The organism is Aureimonas jatrophae (genome assembly GCF_900104035.1).
Taxonomy (GTDB): domain Bacteria; phylum Pseudomonadota; class Alphaproteobacteria; order Rhizobiales; family Rhizobiaceae; genus Aureimonas; species Aureimonas jatrophae.
The window spans coordinates 471,933-488,003 of the sequence record NZ_FNIT01000001.1; the positions used below are offsets into that span (position 1 = coordinate 471,933).

16 protein-coding genes are annotated in these 16,071 nt (G+C 68.8%); 8 read left to right on the forward strand and 8 right to left on the reverse strand.

The window, feature by feature from the left end; translation table 11 throughout:
- Position 1 precedes the first annotated feature (1 nt).
- The gene (locus BLQ76_RS02325) at positions 2 to 883 is read right to left on the reverse strand and encodes a LysR family transcriptional regulator (RefSeq protein WP_090668257.1); all 882 of its coding nucleotides are present in this window, start codon (positions 881 to 883) and stop codon (positions 2 to 4) included.
- A 111-nt stretch (positions 884 to 994) separates the two neighbouring features.
- On the opposite strand from BLQ76_RS02325, the gene BLQ76_RS02330 reads away from it, so the two are divergent.
- Entirely contained in the window at positions 995 to 2,491 is a 1,497-nt protein-coding gene (locus BLQ76_RS02330) for a CoA-acylating methylmalonate-semialdehyde dehydrogenase (protein WP_090668260.1), read from the forward strand.
- Between the two features lie 117 nt (positions 2,492 to 2,608).
- A complete protein-coding gene (locus BLQ76_RS02335) occupies positions 2,609 to 3,538 on the forward strand; it encodes an AEC family transporter (RefSeq protein WP_090668263.1) in 930 nt (309 codons plus the stop codon).
- On the opposite strand, the gene BLQ76_RS02340 is transcribed toward BLQ76_RS02335, so the two are convergent.
- The 4 genes from BLQ76_RS02340 to BLQ76_RS02355 all read right to left on the reverse strand — a co-directional run bounded on the left by BLQ76_RS02340 (position 3,535) and on the right by BLQ76_RS02355 (position 6,980).
- Positions 3,535 to 4,182 (reverse strand): nucleoside triphosphate hydrolase, encoded by a 648-nt coding sequence (locus tag BLQ76_RS02340; RefSeq protein WP_090668266.1) that lies wholly within the window; start codon positions 4,180 to 4,182, stop codon positions 3,535 to 3,537. The two genes, BLQ76_RS02335 and BLQ76_RS02340, sit on opposite strands and share 4 nt — an antisense overlap.
- A 2-nt stretch (positions 4,183 to 4,184) precedes the next feature.
- Positions 4,185 to 4,610, reverse strand: a complete 426-nt coding sequence (locus tag BLQ76_RS02345; RefSeq protein ID WP_090668269.1) for a GlcG/HbpS family heme-binding protein — start codon at positions 4,608 to 4,610, stop codon at positions 4,185 to 4,187.
- Positions 4,611 to 4,669: 59 nt separating this feature from the next.
- Positions 4,670 to 5,929, reverse strand: coding sequence for an Hsp70 family protein (locus BLQ76_RS02350; protein WP_090668272.1), 1,260 nt, complete (start codon positions 5,927 to 5,929; stop codon positions 4,670 to 4,672).
- A gap of 169 nt (positions 5,930 to 6,098) precedes the next feature.
- Positions 6,099 to 6,980 carry a hypothetical protein gene (locus tag BLQ76_RS02355; RefSeq protein WP_139183900.1) on the reverse strand — a complete coding sequence of 294 codons (882 nt, stop codon included), beginning with the start codon at positions 6,978 to 6,980 and terminating at the stop codon, positions 6,099 to 6,101.
- A 23-nt stretch (positions 6,981 to 7,003) separates the two neighbouring features.
- Between BLQ76_RS02355 and BLQ76_RS02360 the strand changes: the two genes are divergently transcribed.
- Entirely contained in the window at positions 7,004 to 8,275 is a 1,272-nt protein-coding gene (locus tag BLQ76_RS02360) for a porin (protein ID WP_090668278.1), read from the forward strand.
- 375 nt (positions 8,276 to 8,650) lie between these two features.
- On the forward strand, positions 8,651 to 8,824 hold the full coding sequence (locus BLQ76_RS21920; protein ID WP_170842433.1) for a hypothetical protein: 174 nt from the start codon (positions 8,651 to 8,653) through the stop codon (positions 8,822 to 8,824).
- A gap of 666 nt (positions 8,825 to 9,490) precedes the next feature.
- On the opposite strand, the gene BLQ76_RS02365 is transcribed toward BLQ76_RS21920, so the two are convergent.
- The gene (locus tag BLQ76_RS02365; RefSeq protein WP_425285134.1) at positions 9,491 to 11,587 is read right to left on the reverse strand and encodes a lytic transglycosylase domain-containing protein; all 2,097 of its coding nucleotides are present in this window, start codon (positions 11,585 to 11,587) and stop codon (positions 9,491 to 9,493) included.
- Positions 11,588 to 12,080: 493 nt separating this feature from the next.
- Between BLQ76_RS02365 and dapA the strand changes: the two genes are divergently transcribed.
- From dapA to BLQ76_RS02380, 3 genes are all read left to right on the forward strand, one after another.
- A complete protein-coding gene (gene dapA, locus BLQ76_RS02370; protein WP_090668283.1) occupies positions 12,081 to 12,965 on the forward strand; it encodes a 4-hydroxy-tetrahydrodipicolinate synthase in 885 nt (294 codons plus the stop codon).
- 88 nt (positions 12,966 to 13,053) lie between these two features.
- Positions 13,054 to 13,533: an SsrA-binding protein SmpB gene (gene smpB / locus BLQ76_RS02375; RefSeq protein ID WP_090668285.1), complete on the forward strand. Its 480-nt coding sequence runs from the start codon at positions 13,054 to 13,056 to the stop codon at positions 13,531 to 13,533.
- Between the two features lie 67 nt (positions 13,534 to 13,600).
- Positions 13,601 to 14,176, forward strand: coding sequence for a peroxiredoxin (locus tag BLQ76_RS02380; RefSeq protein ID WP_090668288.1), 576 nt, complete (start codon positions 13,601 to 13,603; stop codon positions 14,174 to 14,176).
- Positions 14,177 to 14,180: 4 nt separating this feature from the next.
- On the opposite strand, the gene BLQ76_RS02385 is transcribed toward BLQ76_RS02380, so the two are convergent.
- Together BLQ76_RS02385 and BLQ76_RS02390 are read right to left on the reverse strand one after the other, a co-directional pair.
- On the reverse strand, positions 14,181 to 14,837 hold the full coding sequence (locus BLQ76_RS02385) for a uracil-DNA glycosylase (RefSeq protein ID WP_170842434.1): 657 nt from the start codon (positions 14,835 to 14,837) through the stop codon (positions 14,181 to 14,183).
- On the reverse strand, positions 14,834 to 15,421 hold the full coding sequence (locus tag BLQ76_RS02390) for a LabA-like NYN domain-containing protein (protein WP_090668291.1): 588 nt from the start codon (positions 15,419 to 15,421) through the stop codon (positions 14,834 to 14,836). The genes BLQ76_RS02385 and BLQ76_RS02390 overlap by 4 nt, the downstream gene beginning before the upstream one ends.
- Before the next feature lie 165 nt (positions 15,422 to 15,586).
- Between BLQ76_RS02390 and rpoZ the strand changes: the two genes are divergently transcribed.
- Positions 15,587 to 15,997: a DNA-directed RNA polymerase subunit omega gene (gene rpoZ, locus BLQ76_RS02395; protein ID WP_090668294.1), complete on the forward strand. Its 411-nt coding sequence runs from the start codon at positions 15,587 to 15,589 to the stop codon at positions 15,995 to 15,997.
- The last annotated feature ends 74 nt before the right edge of the window (positions 15,998 to 16,071 follow it).

The window sequence follows — 16,071 nt, forward strand, 5'->3', positions numbered from 1 at the left end:
GTCAGCCGAAGATCGCGCGCTCGCGCTCCACCAGTTCGGCGATGAAGTCCGCCACCGCCCGCACGCGCGCGACGCCGCGCGCGTCCTCGTGCGTCACCAGCCAGTAGGAGCGTCGCACCTCGTGCGCTGGCAGAACCGGCACGAGCTCGGGGCGCTCGGCCGCCATGAAACGGTGCAGGATGCCGATGCCCCAGCCCGCCGCCACCGCCTCGCGCTGGCCGAGCGCCGAGGAGATCTCGAAGCGGCTCGGCCAAGGATCGGCCAACTCCCGCCCGTAATGGAGGCGCGGGCTATAGAGAAGATCGTCGACATGCCCGATCAGCGGATGGGCCGAGAGATCCGCAAGGCTCGCGGGCGCGGCGACGCGCGCCAGATAGGTCCGCGCGGCGTAGAGGCCGAGCGCGTAGTCGGTAAGCTTGCGCGCGACGAGCCGCCCCTCCTCGGGACGCTCCACGGTCACGGCGATGTCGGCCTCGCGGCGCGAGATCGAAAAGGCGCGCGGCACTGGCACGAGCTGCAGCGTGATCCCCGGATGCCGCTCGGCGAACGCACCGAGGCGCGCGGCCAGAAAGCTCGTGCCGAACCCGTCCGGCGCGCCGATCCGCACCGTGCCCGACAGGGCGATGTCCGTGTCCCCCATCAGCGCGCCGGCCTCCAGCACCTCGCGCTCCATGCGCTCGGCGATCGCCAGTAGCCGCGTTCCTTCCGCGGTCGGCTCGCAGCCCGCCGGCCGGCGCGTGAAGAGGCGCGTGCCGAGCGCGGTCTCCAGCGCGTCGAGCCGCCGGCCGACGGTGGCGTGGTTCAGCCCGAGGCGCCGCGCCGCGCCGAGGATCTGACCCGCGCGCGCCACGGCCAGAAAGATCCGCAGGTCGTCCCAGTTCATCGTGACACGTCTCCCCGACACGCATTTGCGCACAACGGATGCGCGGGGATGCCGCTTGATTTCAAGTGCGCAGCCGGGCCAAGTCGCCGGAAACAACGGGAGGCATCCGCCATGAACGAGATAGGCCACTTCATCGACGGCGCGCGCGTCGCCGGCACATCGGGCCGCACGGCCGACGTCTTCAACCCCGCCACCGGCCAGGTGACGGCGCGCCTGGCGCTGGCCAGCGCGGCCGAGCTCGATCGCGCGGTCGCCGGTGCCCAGGCCGCGCAGGCCGGCTGGGCCGCCACCAACCCGCAGCGCCGTGCCCGCGTCTTCATGCGCTTCGTGCAGCTCCTCAACGAGAACATGCAGGAGCTCGCCGAGCTTCTGTCGTCGGAGCATGGCAAGACGGTCGAGGACTCCAAGGGCGACATCGTGCGCGGGCTCGAGGTCTGCGAGTTCGTGATCGGCATCCCGCACCTCGCCAAGGGCGAGTTCACGGAAGGAGCGGGTCCGGGCATCGACATGTACTCGCTGCGCCAGCCGGTGGGCGTGGGCGCCGGCATCACGCCGTTCAACTTCCCCGCCATGATCCCGATGTGGATGTTCGCGCCAGCCATCGCCTGCGGCAACAGCTTCATCCTGAAGCCGTCCGAGCGCGACCCCTCCGTTCCCATGCGCCTGGCCGAGCTGATGATCGAGGCGGGGCTGCCCAAGGGCGTGCTTCAGGTCGTCAACGGCGACAAGGACGCGGTCGACGGCATCTTGGCGCACCCCGGCATCTCGGCCGTGTCCTTCGTCGGCTCGACGCCGATCGCCGCGCACGTCTATGCGCAGGCCACCGCGAACGGCAAGCGCGCCCAGTGCTTCGGCGGCGCCAAGAACCACATGATCATCATGCCCGACGCCGACCTCGACCAGGCGGCGGACGCGCTGATCGGCGCGGGCTACGGCTCGGCCGGCGAGCGCTGCATGGCGATCTCGGTGGCCGTGCCCGTCGGCGATGCGACCGCCGACAGGCTGATGGAGAAGCTCGTTCCCAAGGTCGAGGCGCTGCGCATCGGCCCCTACACCGACAAGGACGCCGACTACGGCCCGGTGGTCACCAAGGCGAGCCAGGAGAAGATCCTGGCGCTTGTGGAGAAGGGCGTGGCCGAGGGCGCCGAGCTCAAGGTCGACGGTCGCGGCTTCCGCATGCAGGGCTACGAGGACGGCTTCTTCGTCGGCTCGTGCCTGTTCGACCGCGTGACGCCGGACATGGACATCTACAAGCAGGAAATCTTCGGCCCGGTCCTCTCGGTGGTGCGCGCCAAGGACTACGAGGAGGCGCTCTCGCTGCCGATGCGGCATGAGTACGGCAACGGCGTCGCGATCTACACGCGCGACGGCGATGCGGCGCGCGACTTCACGAGCCGCGTGAACGTGGGCATGGTCGGCGTCAACGTGCCGATCCCGACCCCGCTCGCCTACCACTCCTTCGGCGGCTGGAAGCGCTCCTCCTTCGGCGATCTCAACCAGCACGGCCCGGACTCGATCCGGTTCTGGACGCGGACGAAGACCGTCACCAGCCGTTGGCCGAGCGGCATCAAGTCGGGCGCCGAGTTCTCGATGCCCGTGATGCGCTGAGAGCTCCTGCCTCGAATACGAAGGGCCGCCCATGGGCGGCCCTTCTTCGTCGGGTCTTTCCTTTCCGTGCCGTCCGGCTCAAGGACAGGGCACCCCGCACCCCCGACCGGCCCGCCCATGCTGTCACTTCTCGCCTTTGCGCTCGCGCCCGTCTTCGCGGTGATCGCGCTCGGCTTTGCGGCGGGCCGCCTCGGCTGGGTCGACAACACCCATAGTGCCATCCTCGGCGCGTTCGTCGCGCAGTTCGCGCTGCCCGTGTCGCTGTTTCTCGCGGTCGTCTCGGTGCCCCGCGACCAGCTCGCAAGCGAGCTCGTGCCGGCCGTCGTCTATGCCGTGGCGCTGATCGGCGGCTTTGCGGCGGCGCTTCTCCTGGCCCGCTGGCTGCGTCTTTCCCCGGTGGTGCGCGCGTTGTTCGTGCTCACCGTCGCGATGCCCAATCTCGGCGGCATCGGACTGGGTCTCATCCAGTCGCTGCAGGGGGGCTCGGCCGCGGTCTCGATCGCGGTCGCCAACCTGGTCGGAACGCTCACCGTCATGGTCTGGTGCTTCGCGCAGCTGGAGATGGCGGCGGGCTCGGGCCAACCGGTGCGGGCTCTGCGCGCCGCGCTTCTGAAACCCATGACGGTGCTTCCCACGATCGGTTTCGTTCTGGCCTTTCTGGGCGTTCCGTTTCCGGCCCTGGCCGAGGCGGCGCTGCGACCGCTGGCGCAGGCGACCGGCGGGGCCGGCCTGTTTCTGACCGGCGTCATCCTGTCGACGCAGACCCTCAGCCCGACGCGAGCCACGCTCGCCGGGGCGCTGGTCTCGGTCGCGCTGCAGCCGGCGCTGGCGTTCGCGGCCTGCCTCGCGCTCGGCCTCGAGGGATCGGTCGCCCTTCGCGCGGTGGTCGCCATGGCGATCCCGTCGGGCTTCGTCGGCACGATCCTGTCGTCGGTCTACCGGACGGGGACGCCGGAGAGCGGCGGCACGCTGGTCGCCGCCTCGCTTCTGTCGGCAGCGACGCTGCCCGTCTGGATCGCGCTGGCGACGCTGGTCTTCCTGCCCTAGGCACCGCCGTCGTCGGTGCGGATCGTGAGGTCGGCCGGGCGCGAGCGCTGGAGCACGAGGCGCATGTTGGGCAGGTCGTTGCCCTCCATCTTCTCGATCAGCATCTCGGGCGTGTAGTCGTAGGCGAGCCAGCGGCGCGTCAGCCGTTCCACCAGCACCGCCTCGCGCGCCTCGGCCATGACGGTGAGGTCGAAGAGCGGGGCCAGATCCCGCCAGCCCGGCTCGTCGAGGAGCAGGTAGTTGCCCTCGGTGAGGATGATGCGCGCCTCGGGCTCGATGATCCGCGCGCCCGCGCGCGCGATCTCGATGTCGCGGTCGAAGACCGGCACCGCCACCGCCTGCCCCTCATCACGGCGCAGCCGCTCCAGCATTGCGCGGTAGCCGTCGAGGTCGAACGTGTGGGGGGCGCCCTTGCGCGGACGGTCGCCGCGCGGCACCAGCACGCGGTCGTCGAAGTGGTAGCCATCCATCGGCAGGACGGCCGAGATGCCGGGGCGGCGCGCTTCCAGCCGGGCGTGGAGGCTTTCCGTCAGCGTCGACTTGCCGGAGCCCGGCGAGCCGGCGATGGCGATCACGCGCCGTCCCGCGGTCCCCTCCGACAGGAGGGCGTCGGCGAGCCCCGCCAGCGTGACGTGCTCGCCCATCCTCAGCCCCGGTCGGCCTGAAGCGAGACCGCCTCGATCCCGGCGGCGGCCGCCGCCTCGTCGTTGTCGGACGTATCGCCCGTCACGCCCACCGCGCCGACGACGCGGCCGCCCTCGCGAATGAGGACGCCGCCCGGCACCGGCACGAGCGAGCCCTCGCACAGCGCGTTCATCGCCTGGATGAAGTGGGGCTGCTCCTGCGCCCGCTTGTCGAGCGCGCGCGAGCCCATGCCGAGCTGCACCGCGCCGAAGGCCTTGCCGATCGCGATGCGCGGACGCAGCGGCGAGGCACCGTCCTCGCGCTCCAGCGCCAGAAGGTCGCCCGCCGCGTCGAGAACGGCGACGGTGAGCGGCTTCAAGCCCATCTCGCGGCCCTTGGCCCGCGCGGCGGCGACGATCTGGCGGGCGGTGTCGAGCGAGAGGGTCATGGGCGGCTCCTTGCGATGGATGTGGCCCGCCGCTTAGCGCGCCGGCCGCCCGGTCGTCATCAGGAAAAGCGACGGGCGGCGTCGAGCCCGAGCCCGAGCCCGACCGAGCCGAAGGCATCGGAGCGGGCGATCCGCGCTTCGGGGAAGGGACGGGCGGCAGCGGCCGCCACCGCCGGCACCTGCGCACCGCCGCCGGTCAGGATCACCGTATCGATCGCATCCGCGGACAGTCCCGCCGTCTCCAGGGCGTCGGCGATGGCGCGGTCGATGCGCTCGACGAGCTCGCGCGTCACCTGCTCGAAGCCGTCGCGGCTGGCCTGCGTCGCGATCTCGAGGCCGGGCTCGCTGACGACGATGGGCGCGCTGTCGCTATCGGTCAGCGCGATCTTGGCGCGCTCGGCCGCGCCCGCCAGGCGGTGGCCCGAGCGGTGCGCGAGGACGTGCTCCAGCCGGCGCAGCTTGTCCGGCTCGGCTGCCTCCTTCACGAGGCCGCGCACGTCGGCCAGGTTCTTGGGGGTGTAGAGCGTGTTGACGCGGTGCCAGGTGGCCAGATCGTTGAAGTACCAGACCGGCATCAGGCGCTTGCCGTCGGCCGTGAACGTATTGAGCCCGAGCAGCGGCTGGATCCGCGCGATGTTCAGCAGGCGGTCGAAGTCCGTGCCGCCCACATGAACGCCGCCGGTCGCCAGGATGTCGTCGGCCCGGTCCAGCCGGCGGGCGCGCTCGGGGCCAAGGCGCAGGATCGACACGTCCGACGTGCCGCCGCCGACATCCACCACCAGCGCGAGGCTTTCGTGGTTGAGGCCGCGTTCGAAGAATAGCGCGGCGGCGACCGGCTCGAACTGGAACTCGACGTGGCGGAACCCTTGCGCGCGGGCGGCGGCCTCGAGCTGCCCCTGCGCCGCGCGGTCGGCCTCGTCGTCCTCGTCCACGAAGCGCACGGGGCGGCCGAGCACGACGTGGTCGGCCTCGGCACCGCTCTCCTCGAGCTTGCCGCGCAGGTGCGCCAGGAAGCGGCCGATCACGGTCTCGAAGCTCAGGCGCTCGCGGCCGACCTGCGTCGTCTCGCGCATCAGCGACGTGCCGAGGATGCTCTTGACCGCCCGCATGAACCGCCCCTCGGCTCCGTCCACGTATTCATGGATCGCCTTGCGGCCGAAGTAGGTCTCGCCATCCTCGAGGCTGAAGAAGAGCGCGGTCGGAATGGTGCGGTTGTCTCCCTCCAACCGCAGGAGGCGCGGCTCGCCGCCGTCGTGGCTCGCCAGGGCCAGCGTCGAGTTGGTGGTGCCGAAGTCGAGGCCGGCGAACTGGGTGGTCATGCGGGCACCTTCGCGAAAAAGCGGTCGGCGGCCCGCCACGCCGATGCGTGGCTGGAGGGGAGACGGGACCAGCCGGAGGGGCGGTTCCTATAACGGCCGCCTCCCGCCCGGGCAAGCGCGGGCGCAGGAAAGCAGCGCGCCCTTCCGGCTGGCGCGGTCGGGAACCGCGCTAAAGGAAAACGGCGGTATCGACCGTCGGCGCAAGCGCGACGTCGCGCGGCCCGTTCCCGAACGGTCGCCTGCTGGACCTCTGACGCGCCAACGGGAGCGACCGCACGATCGTGCCCGGCGACCTGTCGCGCGGCGCCGGATCGGACCAGGTGACCTGGTGGTGTCCAGCCCAATCCTGGATCGTCCGCGCGACGGCATCGAAGAGGTGACGCTGGGGGGCAGGGTGGATCAAAGGCCGGGGGATCGGAACGCAGTCGGCCGCGGGGCGGACCGCCTCGCCGCTGTCGCGATGGCGACGGGCGTCCCGCAGGAAGTCGCGGGTCATCCGTGCCGGCAGAGGCGTCGTAAAGGCCAGCCATAGCTCGTCCGGAATGCGGCGACGCGGCACGGGCGGTGGAGCCAGGCCGTCGGTCCGGACGAACGGAGCGCCGGGCTGACCGGCGGACACAACGATCTCGTAGCCAAGATCGTCTTGCACGATGTCGACCAGACGTCGTCCGTTCAAACGTTCCAGCTCGCGCAGCTGCGGTCCCAGCGCGTTGCCGATCTGAGCCAGGCGGTAGGTCGGCAGGCCGTGCGCCCGCCGTTCGCCCATGATGCGCACGACCTCGGCACCGATCTCTGCCGACAGGCGTGTTGCGGCGCACGTCTGCTTGTTTCGCAGGATCGTAAGGTCGTCGAAGTTATCGCTGCGGCAGGACATCGTAACGAAGCCATAGTAACTGTGCTCTTGAAGCAACAAAACTATGACACCGTTGCCACATGCTCTCAAGACACATTGTCTGTGAAGATTAAACAGGTGATGTTCGGCCCGGGAGCGACGGGGGACACCGGTGCTTTCAGCGGGCGGGCGATCAAAAGCCGACCAATGCCCGGCCATTGAATAGGACTGGAGAAAAGTTCATGAACATCAAGAGCCTTCTTCTTGGCTCCGCCGCGGCGCTGGTCGCGGTTTCCGGCGCTCGCGCGGCTGACGCGGTCGTCATGGCCGAGCCCGAGCCGGTCGACTACGTCCGCGTTTGCGACGTGTACGGCAAGGGCTTCTACTACATCCCCGGCACCGAGACCTGCCTGCGCGTCAGCGGTTACGCCCGCTTCCAGGTGAACGTCGCCGGCGACCCGGCCTTCAACCTCGAGGGTGACGACTACCAGGTCAACACCCGCGTCCGCGCCCGCATCAACTTCGACGCCCGCGAGGAGACCGAGCTCGGCACGCTGCGCGCCTTCGTTCGCCTGCAGGCCACCAACACCTCGGGCTCCAACAACGCCGTTCAGATCGACCAGGCCTACCTGCAGCTCGGCGGCCTGCTCATGGGTTACCGCGACACGCTGTGGTCGTCGGGCATCGGCGGTCTCGAGGACGGCCTTCTGACGGACTCGGATCTGGTCGTCGGTGACTTCAACACCAACCAGGTCAACTACACCTTCGCCTTCGGCGGCCTGTCGGCCACGATCGGCCTCGAGGACGACTCGACGGGCGACGTTGTTCCGGACGTCCACGCCAAGCTCGTGTACTCGGGCGCCTGGGGCGGTGCCTACCTGTCGGCCGTCTACGACGAGACCTTCAACCTCGAAGACGTCGACAACGCGTTCGGCACCAACAACTTCCTGGTTGGCAACACCTTCTTCGTGCCGGGCCTTGGTCTCCAGCCGACGCTCCTGCAGGACGGCAACAACGACGCCTTCGCTCTGAAGGGCGGCGTGTCGCTGAAGGACCTGCTGGTCGCCGACTCCGAGCTGAAGATCGAGGGTCACTACGCCTTCGACCCGACCGTCTACGCTGTCATCGACGGCATCACGTCGACGGCTTCGTTCGCGGCCAACAACCCGAACATCAACAACCCGACCCCGGGTTCGCTGCCGATCTTCCTCGAGTGGGCCGCCGGTGCGGGCTACGCGCAGGGCTTCGGCAAGCTCGGTATCGCGGTCGCCGGTCAGTACGGCCAGACCTTCGACACGACCTTCGCCACGCTCGTCCGTGCGCCGAACGGTCAGCTCGTGACTGGTTCGTTGACCTCGGAAGGCGACTACTACGCTCTGGTCGGCAACGTCGGCTACGCGATCACCCCGAACTTCAAGTCGCTGGCGGAAGTCTCCTACCGCAACGTCGACTTCGACGGCCTCGGCGAGACGGACCAGGTTTCGGGCTTCCTGCGCTTCCAGCGCGAGTTCTGATCGCACCACGCGATCGGATCTTCGATCCCGCAATCCTAGAAGGGGCCCGGCGCAAGCCGGGCCCTTTTCGTTTGCACGGGACGCAATGATGGACGGGGGAGAGCGCTCCGTCATGGCCCGTCCGGACGGTGCCCATCTGCAGCGTCGTCTTTGAAACTCAGGTCGAGATCCGCACGCAAGGCAGCCCGTGGACTGTCAGGCCACAGTTCTGAGTTCTGCCAATTCTGTGCAACCTTGCCTTCTCGCGACCGGCCAGCGCCGGGGAGGCGGGACAAGCGATTGAATGCGAAACCCGAGAAAACGCCTCAGCGTCGCTCTGACGGAAAGCAAAAGGCAGGCAGCGTTCTTCCTGCGCTTGCCGGAATGCGGTCCTTCATGAATGTCGTGCTGACGACGGGCCACACCGGAAGCACCGAACGCGCTTATCTCGAAAAGAGCATGGTCAGCCGTCACGTCGCGCGTTCAGAGCGTCCCGTCGGCGCCTTTGTTCATACGCTGCGCGGACTTATGCCGTCGGCCGCTAATGCGGTTCGGCTGAGGGACGTCTGACAGAGGGGCTGGATGAACTGGTTGAAGGCTTCGCTCGAGCGAGTGCGAATTCGGCAGCGCCGCGACTGCACGTGAAGGTTGTATCCCGAGGGTTGGCTTCCGGAAAGCGACTGTGCCGTCCCGCCCTTCGCGCCCTCTATTCTTACATCCAGCTCGACGGCAGCGGTGGCGCTTACGCGGCGTCCTCACGACGATGAAGCCGACATCCTGGTGCGGCTCGCCCGTCCGGGTCCGGAGGAGGACAGCGTTGTCGTGACATTTTACGAGGTCGCGCTTTGCTCGATCGGGCTTGCAGCACGGCTGATGGGACGTGAGGCCTTCGCCACTGCTCTTTCCGACGCAGATCGGTTGTTCCGCAGCGCGGCTAGACTGAAACCGTTGCCCGATCGACTGTTGCGAGAACCGAGGAGAGCTCCTGCAAACCGGACGCCGCATGACACGTCGTCACCGTCGCGGAGTATCGCGCAGCAGGCCGTTGGGGCGATGGTTTCGCGCTGCTAGGCATCCCGTCGCCGCCAACGAGATCGAGGTACAACGTCTTGCCGTTGCAGTTCACGAGCGGTGAGCGGCCAGGCTTCCGCCGATCGCCATTCACCGCATCGGTCCGCCAGTACGGCGACCGGGCTGCGCGTCCTGGCAGCTTCCTCGTCGCTGGCGCGACAGGCGTTAGCTGCGGCGACCCTGCGTCAGGTCCTGCTCAATCGAGAAACCCGCGCCGAGGCGCATACGGTAGACCTGATAGTTCTCCATGACGCGCTGAACGTAGTTGCGCGTTTCGGTGAAGGGGATCAGCTCGATCCAGTCCACTACATCGTCGATGGACTTGCCGCGCGGATCGCCGAAGCGCTCGATCCATTCGCGTGCGCGGCGCGGACCCGCGTTGTAGGCCGCGAAGGTCAGGACGTAGGAACCGTTGAACGAGTCGATCTGCTGACCGAGGTACTGCGAGCCGAGCAGCGCGTTGTAGGACGTATCGTTCAAAAGCTTTGCGTCGGAGTAGGGGAGGCCCGCGGCCTTCGCGAGTCCTCGCCCGGTGGCCGGCATGACCTGCAGAAGCCCGAGCGCCCCGACCGGCGACTTGGCGCGCGGGTTGAAGGCGCTTTCCTGGCGCGCGATGGCGTAGGCCAGCGCCTTGCCGGACGCCGAGATGTTGGCGCTCGCCGGAATGACGCCGGTCGGAAAGGCAAGAGCCGGCGCGTCGACGCCGCGTGCGTAGGCCGCCTTGCCGACCGTGAGCGCCAACGCATGATCGCCGCGCCGCTCCGCCATGGCAGACAGGAGCGCGAGCTCGCCCGGGCTGTCGAGCTGTTCGGCGAGAGCCTTGTAGAGAAGGTCGGCGCGCCAGGTCGAGTCGATCGACTCGAGCCGCTTGATCGCGCGCACCGCCTCGCGTCCCTCGAAGCGCTGGCGCTCGGCGTTGGAGGGTTTCGGATAGCTGATCTCGCCGGGCGCCCGGCCGAGCTTGGCGCTCGCCAGCTGGCCGTAGAAGGTCGCGCCGTAGCGGGCGGCCTGCGCGTAGAGCTGGTTGGCGCTGCCGGGACCGCCCGCCTGCGCCGCACGACCCATCCAGTAATAGGCGCGGCTCTGCGTGAGAGGCCGCGAGGAGATCTCGCGAATGCGCGCGAAGTGCTTCGCGGCCGTTGCCGGGTCGTTCAGGTAGCGCAGTGCGTACCACCCCGAATGAAACTCCGCCTCGACGGCTTCCGTCGTTCCCTCGGCGGAATGGTTGGCGACGAGGCGGTAGGCGGCGCGCCGGTCGCCCTTCTCCAGGAGCATGCGCGAGATGATGCGGCGCTCGTTCCACCATGCGTCGGCGTCCACCAGCGCGGACCGGTCGCGCGGCGCCTTCTCGATCAGCGCCGCCGCCTCTTCGATGCGATCCTTCTTGCGCAGATTCTCAGCCGCCGTGAACAGGTAGGACGGATCGGAACGCTGGTTGGCGGGCACCGCCGCCAGAAGCTTGTCCGCGTTCGCCTCGCCCCGGATCGAGGCGGCCCGTGCCCGGTAGATCGTCTCCGCCCCGGCGAGCTTGGCCATGCGCTGCGCGTCGCCGGCCCGGTCCGCATACAGCAGCATGTCCATGCGGGCCTTATGGTCCGCGCGGGTCAGAAGCGTGCCGAAGTTCTCCAGCATGCGCGCCTCGACGCTCTTGTCGAAGCGCTGCGTGCGCCAGCTGCCAACGATCAGCGACTTCGCCTTGCCGGCCTGGCCGGACGCGAGGAAAGCGCGTGCCAGCGCCATCGCGCCCTCCGGCGTCTGCGGACGGTCGGAGGCAAAGGCGCCGATCACGCTCGCGGGGTCGGGCCGCTCTCGATCGAGGGCGCGCTCCAGGTTGGCGCGTACCTGATCCATGCCCGGCCAGTCGCGCAGCTCGATCGCCGTGTGCGCGATCTCCGCCGCCGGCACGTCGCTCGTGCCGCGAAGCGCGATCGCCCAGGACAGGATGTGCCGATCGAGCGAGCCTGGCACCATGCCTTCGCGGATCGACAGGGCGCGGGGAACATCGCGATAGGTGGCCTCGAGACCGGTCTTGAGGTCTCCTCGCATCGGGGCCACGCCGGACAAGCGCCCGCCCATGGCGGCGATCGACGAGGTGAAGGCGGCCGCGTCCGCCGGCGGGCTCGCCGCCGCGCGTCCTGCGACGGATGGTTGGGTCAGGGGATTGCGCGACGGGGTCGGCGCGCCGAAGCGGGCGGTGTCCGGTTCGGCGGAACGCGCTTCCACTGGGGGCGCCTCGCGCCGACCGAACCCGAAGGACGGCATCTTGACCTGCGGAAGCGACAGGTTCGGCATCGGCAGCCGTTCCAGGAGCGACTGCGCCTGCGCACCGTCCAGGATCGATCCCGCCAGCATCACGCCGGCCAGCGCGGAAAGGGCGAACGTCTTCGCGCGGGTCGGGCGGGTCATGGCAAGCTCCTGCGGCGGTACGGTCGCATGCGGCGTAGCGGGCGCCTTATGCTTGCCGGAGTGTCGGCGAACACGATGAACAACGGGTAAAGCACCCCTTTCCGGACCCGAAGCGACGAGCCGGTCACCATGGTGACCGAACCCGTCCGTGGTTCGCTTGTCTGGTTCCCGTGGCTTCATTATGGTGCCGCGAGTTTCCCGGTGCCAAGCGGCTTCGCGTCGCGTGCGAGGCACCCGGGATACGCCGCCCTTCCGCGCCTCCACCGTCGGCTCGTCTCGCGGTCTCACGCGCGGCTGGCGACAACGTGACGATGCAGCGGCCGCAACCGGCCGACGGGAGTGGCAAGGCATGACGTTCAAGGGCTCGCTCACCGCGCTGGTGACCCCCTTCGCCGAGGACGGCTCGCTCGACGAGGCGGGGTTCCGCCAGTTCGTGGAGTGGCAGATCGCGGAAGGCTCGCACGGCCTCGTGCCGGTCGGCACCACCGGCGAGAGCCCGACCTTGACCCATGCCGAGCACAAGCGCGTCGTGGAAATCTGCATCGAGACGGCGGCGGGTCGCGTGCCGGTGATCGCGGGGGCGGGCTCCAACAACACCGTCGAGGCGATCGATCTGGCGCGGTCCGCACAGGAGGCGGGTGCCGACGGCGTTCTCGTGGTGACGCCCTACTACAACAAGCCGACCCAGCGCGGGCTCTACGAGCATTTCGCCGCGATCGCCCACGCCGTGACGCTGCCGATCATCATCTACAATATCCCGCCGCGCTCGGTGATCGACATGAGCCCCGAGACCATGGGGCGGCTCGCGCACGACTTCCATAACATCGCCGGCGTCAAGGACGCGACCGCCAAGCTCGACCGGGTGCCCGAACAACGCATCACATGCGGGCCGGACTTCATCCAGCTGTCCGGCGAGGACGCGACCGCGCTGGGTCACGTCGCCCACGGCGGGCGGGGTTGCATCTCGGTGACCGCGAACGTCGCTCCCCGCCTGTGCTCGGAGTTCCAGACGGCCTGTCTTGCGGGCGACTTCGGCAAGGCGCTGCAATACCAGGACCGCCTCATGCCCCTTCACAAGGCGCTGTTTCTGGAGCCCGGCGTGTGCGGCACGAAGTACGCGCTGTCGCGCCTCGGCAAGGGTCGCGACGTCATGCGGCTGCCGCTCGTGCCGATCGAGGCGGCGACGCGCTCGGCGATCGATGCCGCGCTGGTCCATGCCGGCCTCCTGAATTGACGGCCGACGCCGCGCTCTCCACCTAAGGAGCCTGTCTTCTCGTCCCCGCCCGCCGGGCGGGGCCCGCTTCCGGAACCGCATCCCGACCATGGCCCCTCAGACCCCCAAGCAGTCCATCGCGGCCGAGAACCGCAAGGCCCGCTTCCACTACGAGATCATCGACACGCTGGAGGCCGGCATCGTCCTGACCGGCACGGAGGTGAAGTCGCTGCGCGGGGGCAAGGCCACGATCGCCGAATCCTATGCCACGGAGGAGGGCGGGGAGATGTGGCTGATCAACTCCTTCGTGCCGGAATATCTCCAGGCCAACCGCTTCAACCACGAACCCAAGCGCCGGCGGAAGCTGCTCGTCCACAAGACGCAGCTGAACCGTCTGGCGGGCGCCGTGCAGCGGGACGGCATGACGCTCGTGCCGCTCAAGCTCTACTTCAACGAGCAGGGCCGGGCGAAGCTGGAGCTCGCCGTCGCGCGCGGCAAGAACGCGCCCGACAAGCGCGAGACCATGAAGGAGCGCGACTGGAATCGCCAGAAGCAGCGCGTCATGAAGGAAGGCAGTCGCGGCGACTGAGCCTTGCGTCGCGGCGCGCCTTGGGAAACCATGCGGTCCCGAGGACGCGTTGGGAGGCGCATTCGCGATGACGAACCTCGAACATCTGCCTGAAGGCCTGACCCCGCCGGTGGACGACGGGGCGGCGCATCATCTCGTGGGGCTTCGGCTGCCCCGTATCGTCCTGCCGGCAACGAAGGGCCCGGCTCCCGATCTGGCTGGCTTGAGCGGCTGGAGCGTTCTCTACTGCTACCCGATGACGGGGCGCCCCGGCGCGCCGCTGCCGGGCGGCTGGAACGACATACCGGGCGCACGCGGCTGCACGCCCCAGGCGTGCTCCTTCCGCGATCACTTCGCGGAGCTCCGCGCCCTCGGCGTGCGCTCGGTATTCGGCATCTCCACCCAGACCACCGCCTACCAGCGCGAAGCGGCCGAGCGGCTGCACCTGCCGTTTGCGCTCCTGTCGGACGCGGCGGGCGAACTGGCCGATCTGCTCGACCTGCCGACCTTCGAGGTCGACGGCGAGCGGCTTCTCAAGCGGCTGACCATGATCGCACACGACGGCATGATCGAGGGCGTGCTGTATCCAGTTTTTCCGCCCGATCGCAGCGCCGACGACGTCGTGCAATGGTTCGCGGCACGCCGGCTGCGTGGGCTCGACTAGCGGTTCAGGCCGCGTCCACGAGCGCACGAGCCTTGGCGAACACATCGTGGAACATCGCCTCCGTGAGGCGTCCCGTGTTCGTGTTGTAGCGCGAGCAATGGTAGGACGAGACGACCGCGAAGCCCCCGACCGTCGCCACCGCGCCGTGAGCGAAGGGAGCGGCCGAGAGCTTGGCGCCCAGCGCGCGGATGGCGGACTCGTGGGCGATGCGGCCGAGCGTCACGAGAACGCGCAAGGACGGCAGATCCGCCGGCAACGGCTGGAGGAACTGTCGGCACGTGTTGATCTCGGCGCCGACCGGCTTGTTCTCCGGCGGCACGCAGCGCACCGAGTTGACGATGGCCGCCTGCGTCAGTTCCAGGGTGTCGTCGGGCCGGGCTTCGAACTCGCCGCGCGCGAAGCCGAAGAGCTTCAGCGTCGCGTAGAGAAGGTCGCCGGCGTAGTCGCCGGTGAACGCGCGGCCGGTTCGGTTCGCGCCGCGGACGCCGGGCGCCAGACCCACGACGAGCAGCTTGGCAGCGCCGAGCCCCGCACGCGGCGCAAAGACCGGCACGGGGGCGTTGAACCAGTCGGGCTCGCGTGCGCGCCACTCCTCGCGAAAGGCGACGAGGCGTGGGCAAAGCGGGCAGTCGCGTGGCGGCTCCGGAGCGTTGATGCTCACTCGCCGGTGTCCTCGCCCATCGCCTCGGCACGGCGCGCCAGACGCGCCTCCCGCTCGGCGGCGGAGCGGCCGATCTCGCCCTGGAGGGATTTGAGGTCGATGAAGTTGTCGGCCTGCCGGCGCAGGTCGTCGCTGATCATCGGCGGCTGCGTGGCGAGTGTCGAGACCACGGAAACCTTGCGTCCCTTGCGCTGCAGGGCCTCCACCAGGGAGCGGAAGTCGCCGTCGCCCGAGAACAGGACGAAGTGGTCCACGGTATCGGCGAGCTCCATCGCGTCGATCGCCAGCTCGATGTCCATGTTGCCCTTGATCCGGCGCCGGCCCTGCGCGTCCGTGAATTCCTTGGCCGGCTTGGTGACCAGCGTATAGCCGTTGTAGTCCAGCCAATCGATCAGGGGACGGATCGGCGAGTATTCCTGATCTTCCAGAAGTGCTGTGTAGTAGTAGGCGCGCAGGAGGTAGCCGCGCGACGCGAAGGCGGCGAGCAGCTTCTTGTAGTCGATGTCGAAGCCGAGCGAGCGCGAGGCCGAGTACAGGTTGGCACCATCAATGAACAGGGCGATCTTCTCGCGGGAGTCGAACATAGGCTGGTCTCGCATCGGGCAGCGGCGGGATGGAAACAGGGTTTAGACCGGACCGACGGCTCGATCCAGAGCATCGGTTCGGCGCGAGACTTGTATCCGGCTTGTCAAGAGGTTACAGGGAGCGCCAGCCCATCCGAAAACTCGGGACCCTTGAGGAGACAGGCCATGGCCCGCGTCACCGTAGAAGATTGCGTCGATAAGGTCGAGAATCGCTTCGAGCTGGTTCTCCTGGCCAGTCATCGCGCCCGCCAGATCAGCCAGGGTCAGCAGATCACCGTCGATCGCGACAACGACAAAAACCCGGTCGTCGCGCTGCGCGAGATCGCGGACGAGACGCTGTCGCCCGACGACCTCAAGGAAGACCTGATCCACTCGCTGCAGAAGCATGTCGAGGTGGACGAGCCCGAGCCGCAGGCGCCGACCACCGCGACCGCAATCGGCGAGACGCCGGCGCAGCAGACCCCGATCGCGGCGGCGGACGACGACGACAACGTCGCCTTCGACCGCATGTCCGAGGACGACCTGCTCGCGGGCATCGAAGGTCTGATCCCGCCCGAGAAGAACGACGACTTCTAAAAGGCGTTCAAAGGGCTTTCGGCCCGGCCGCCTCGCAAACTATATGAAAGGGGTGCCGCTTGCGGCGCCCCTTT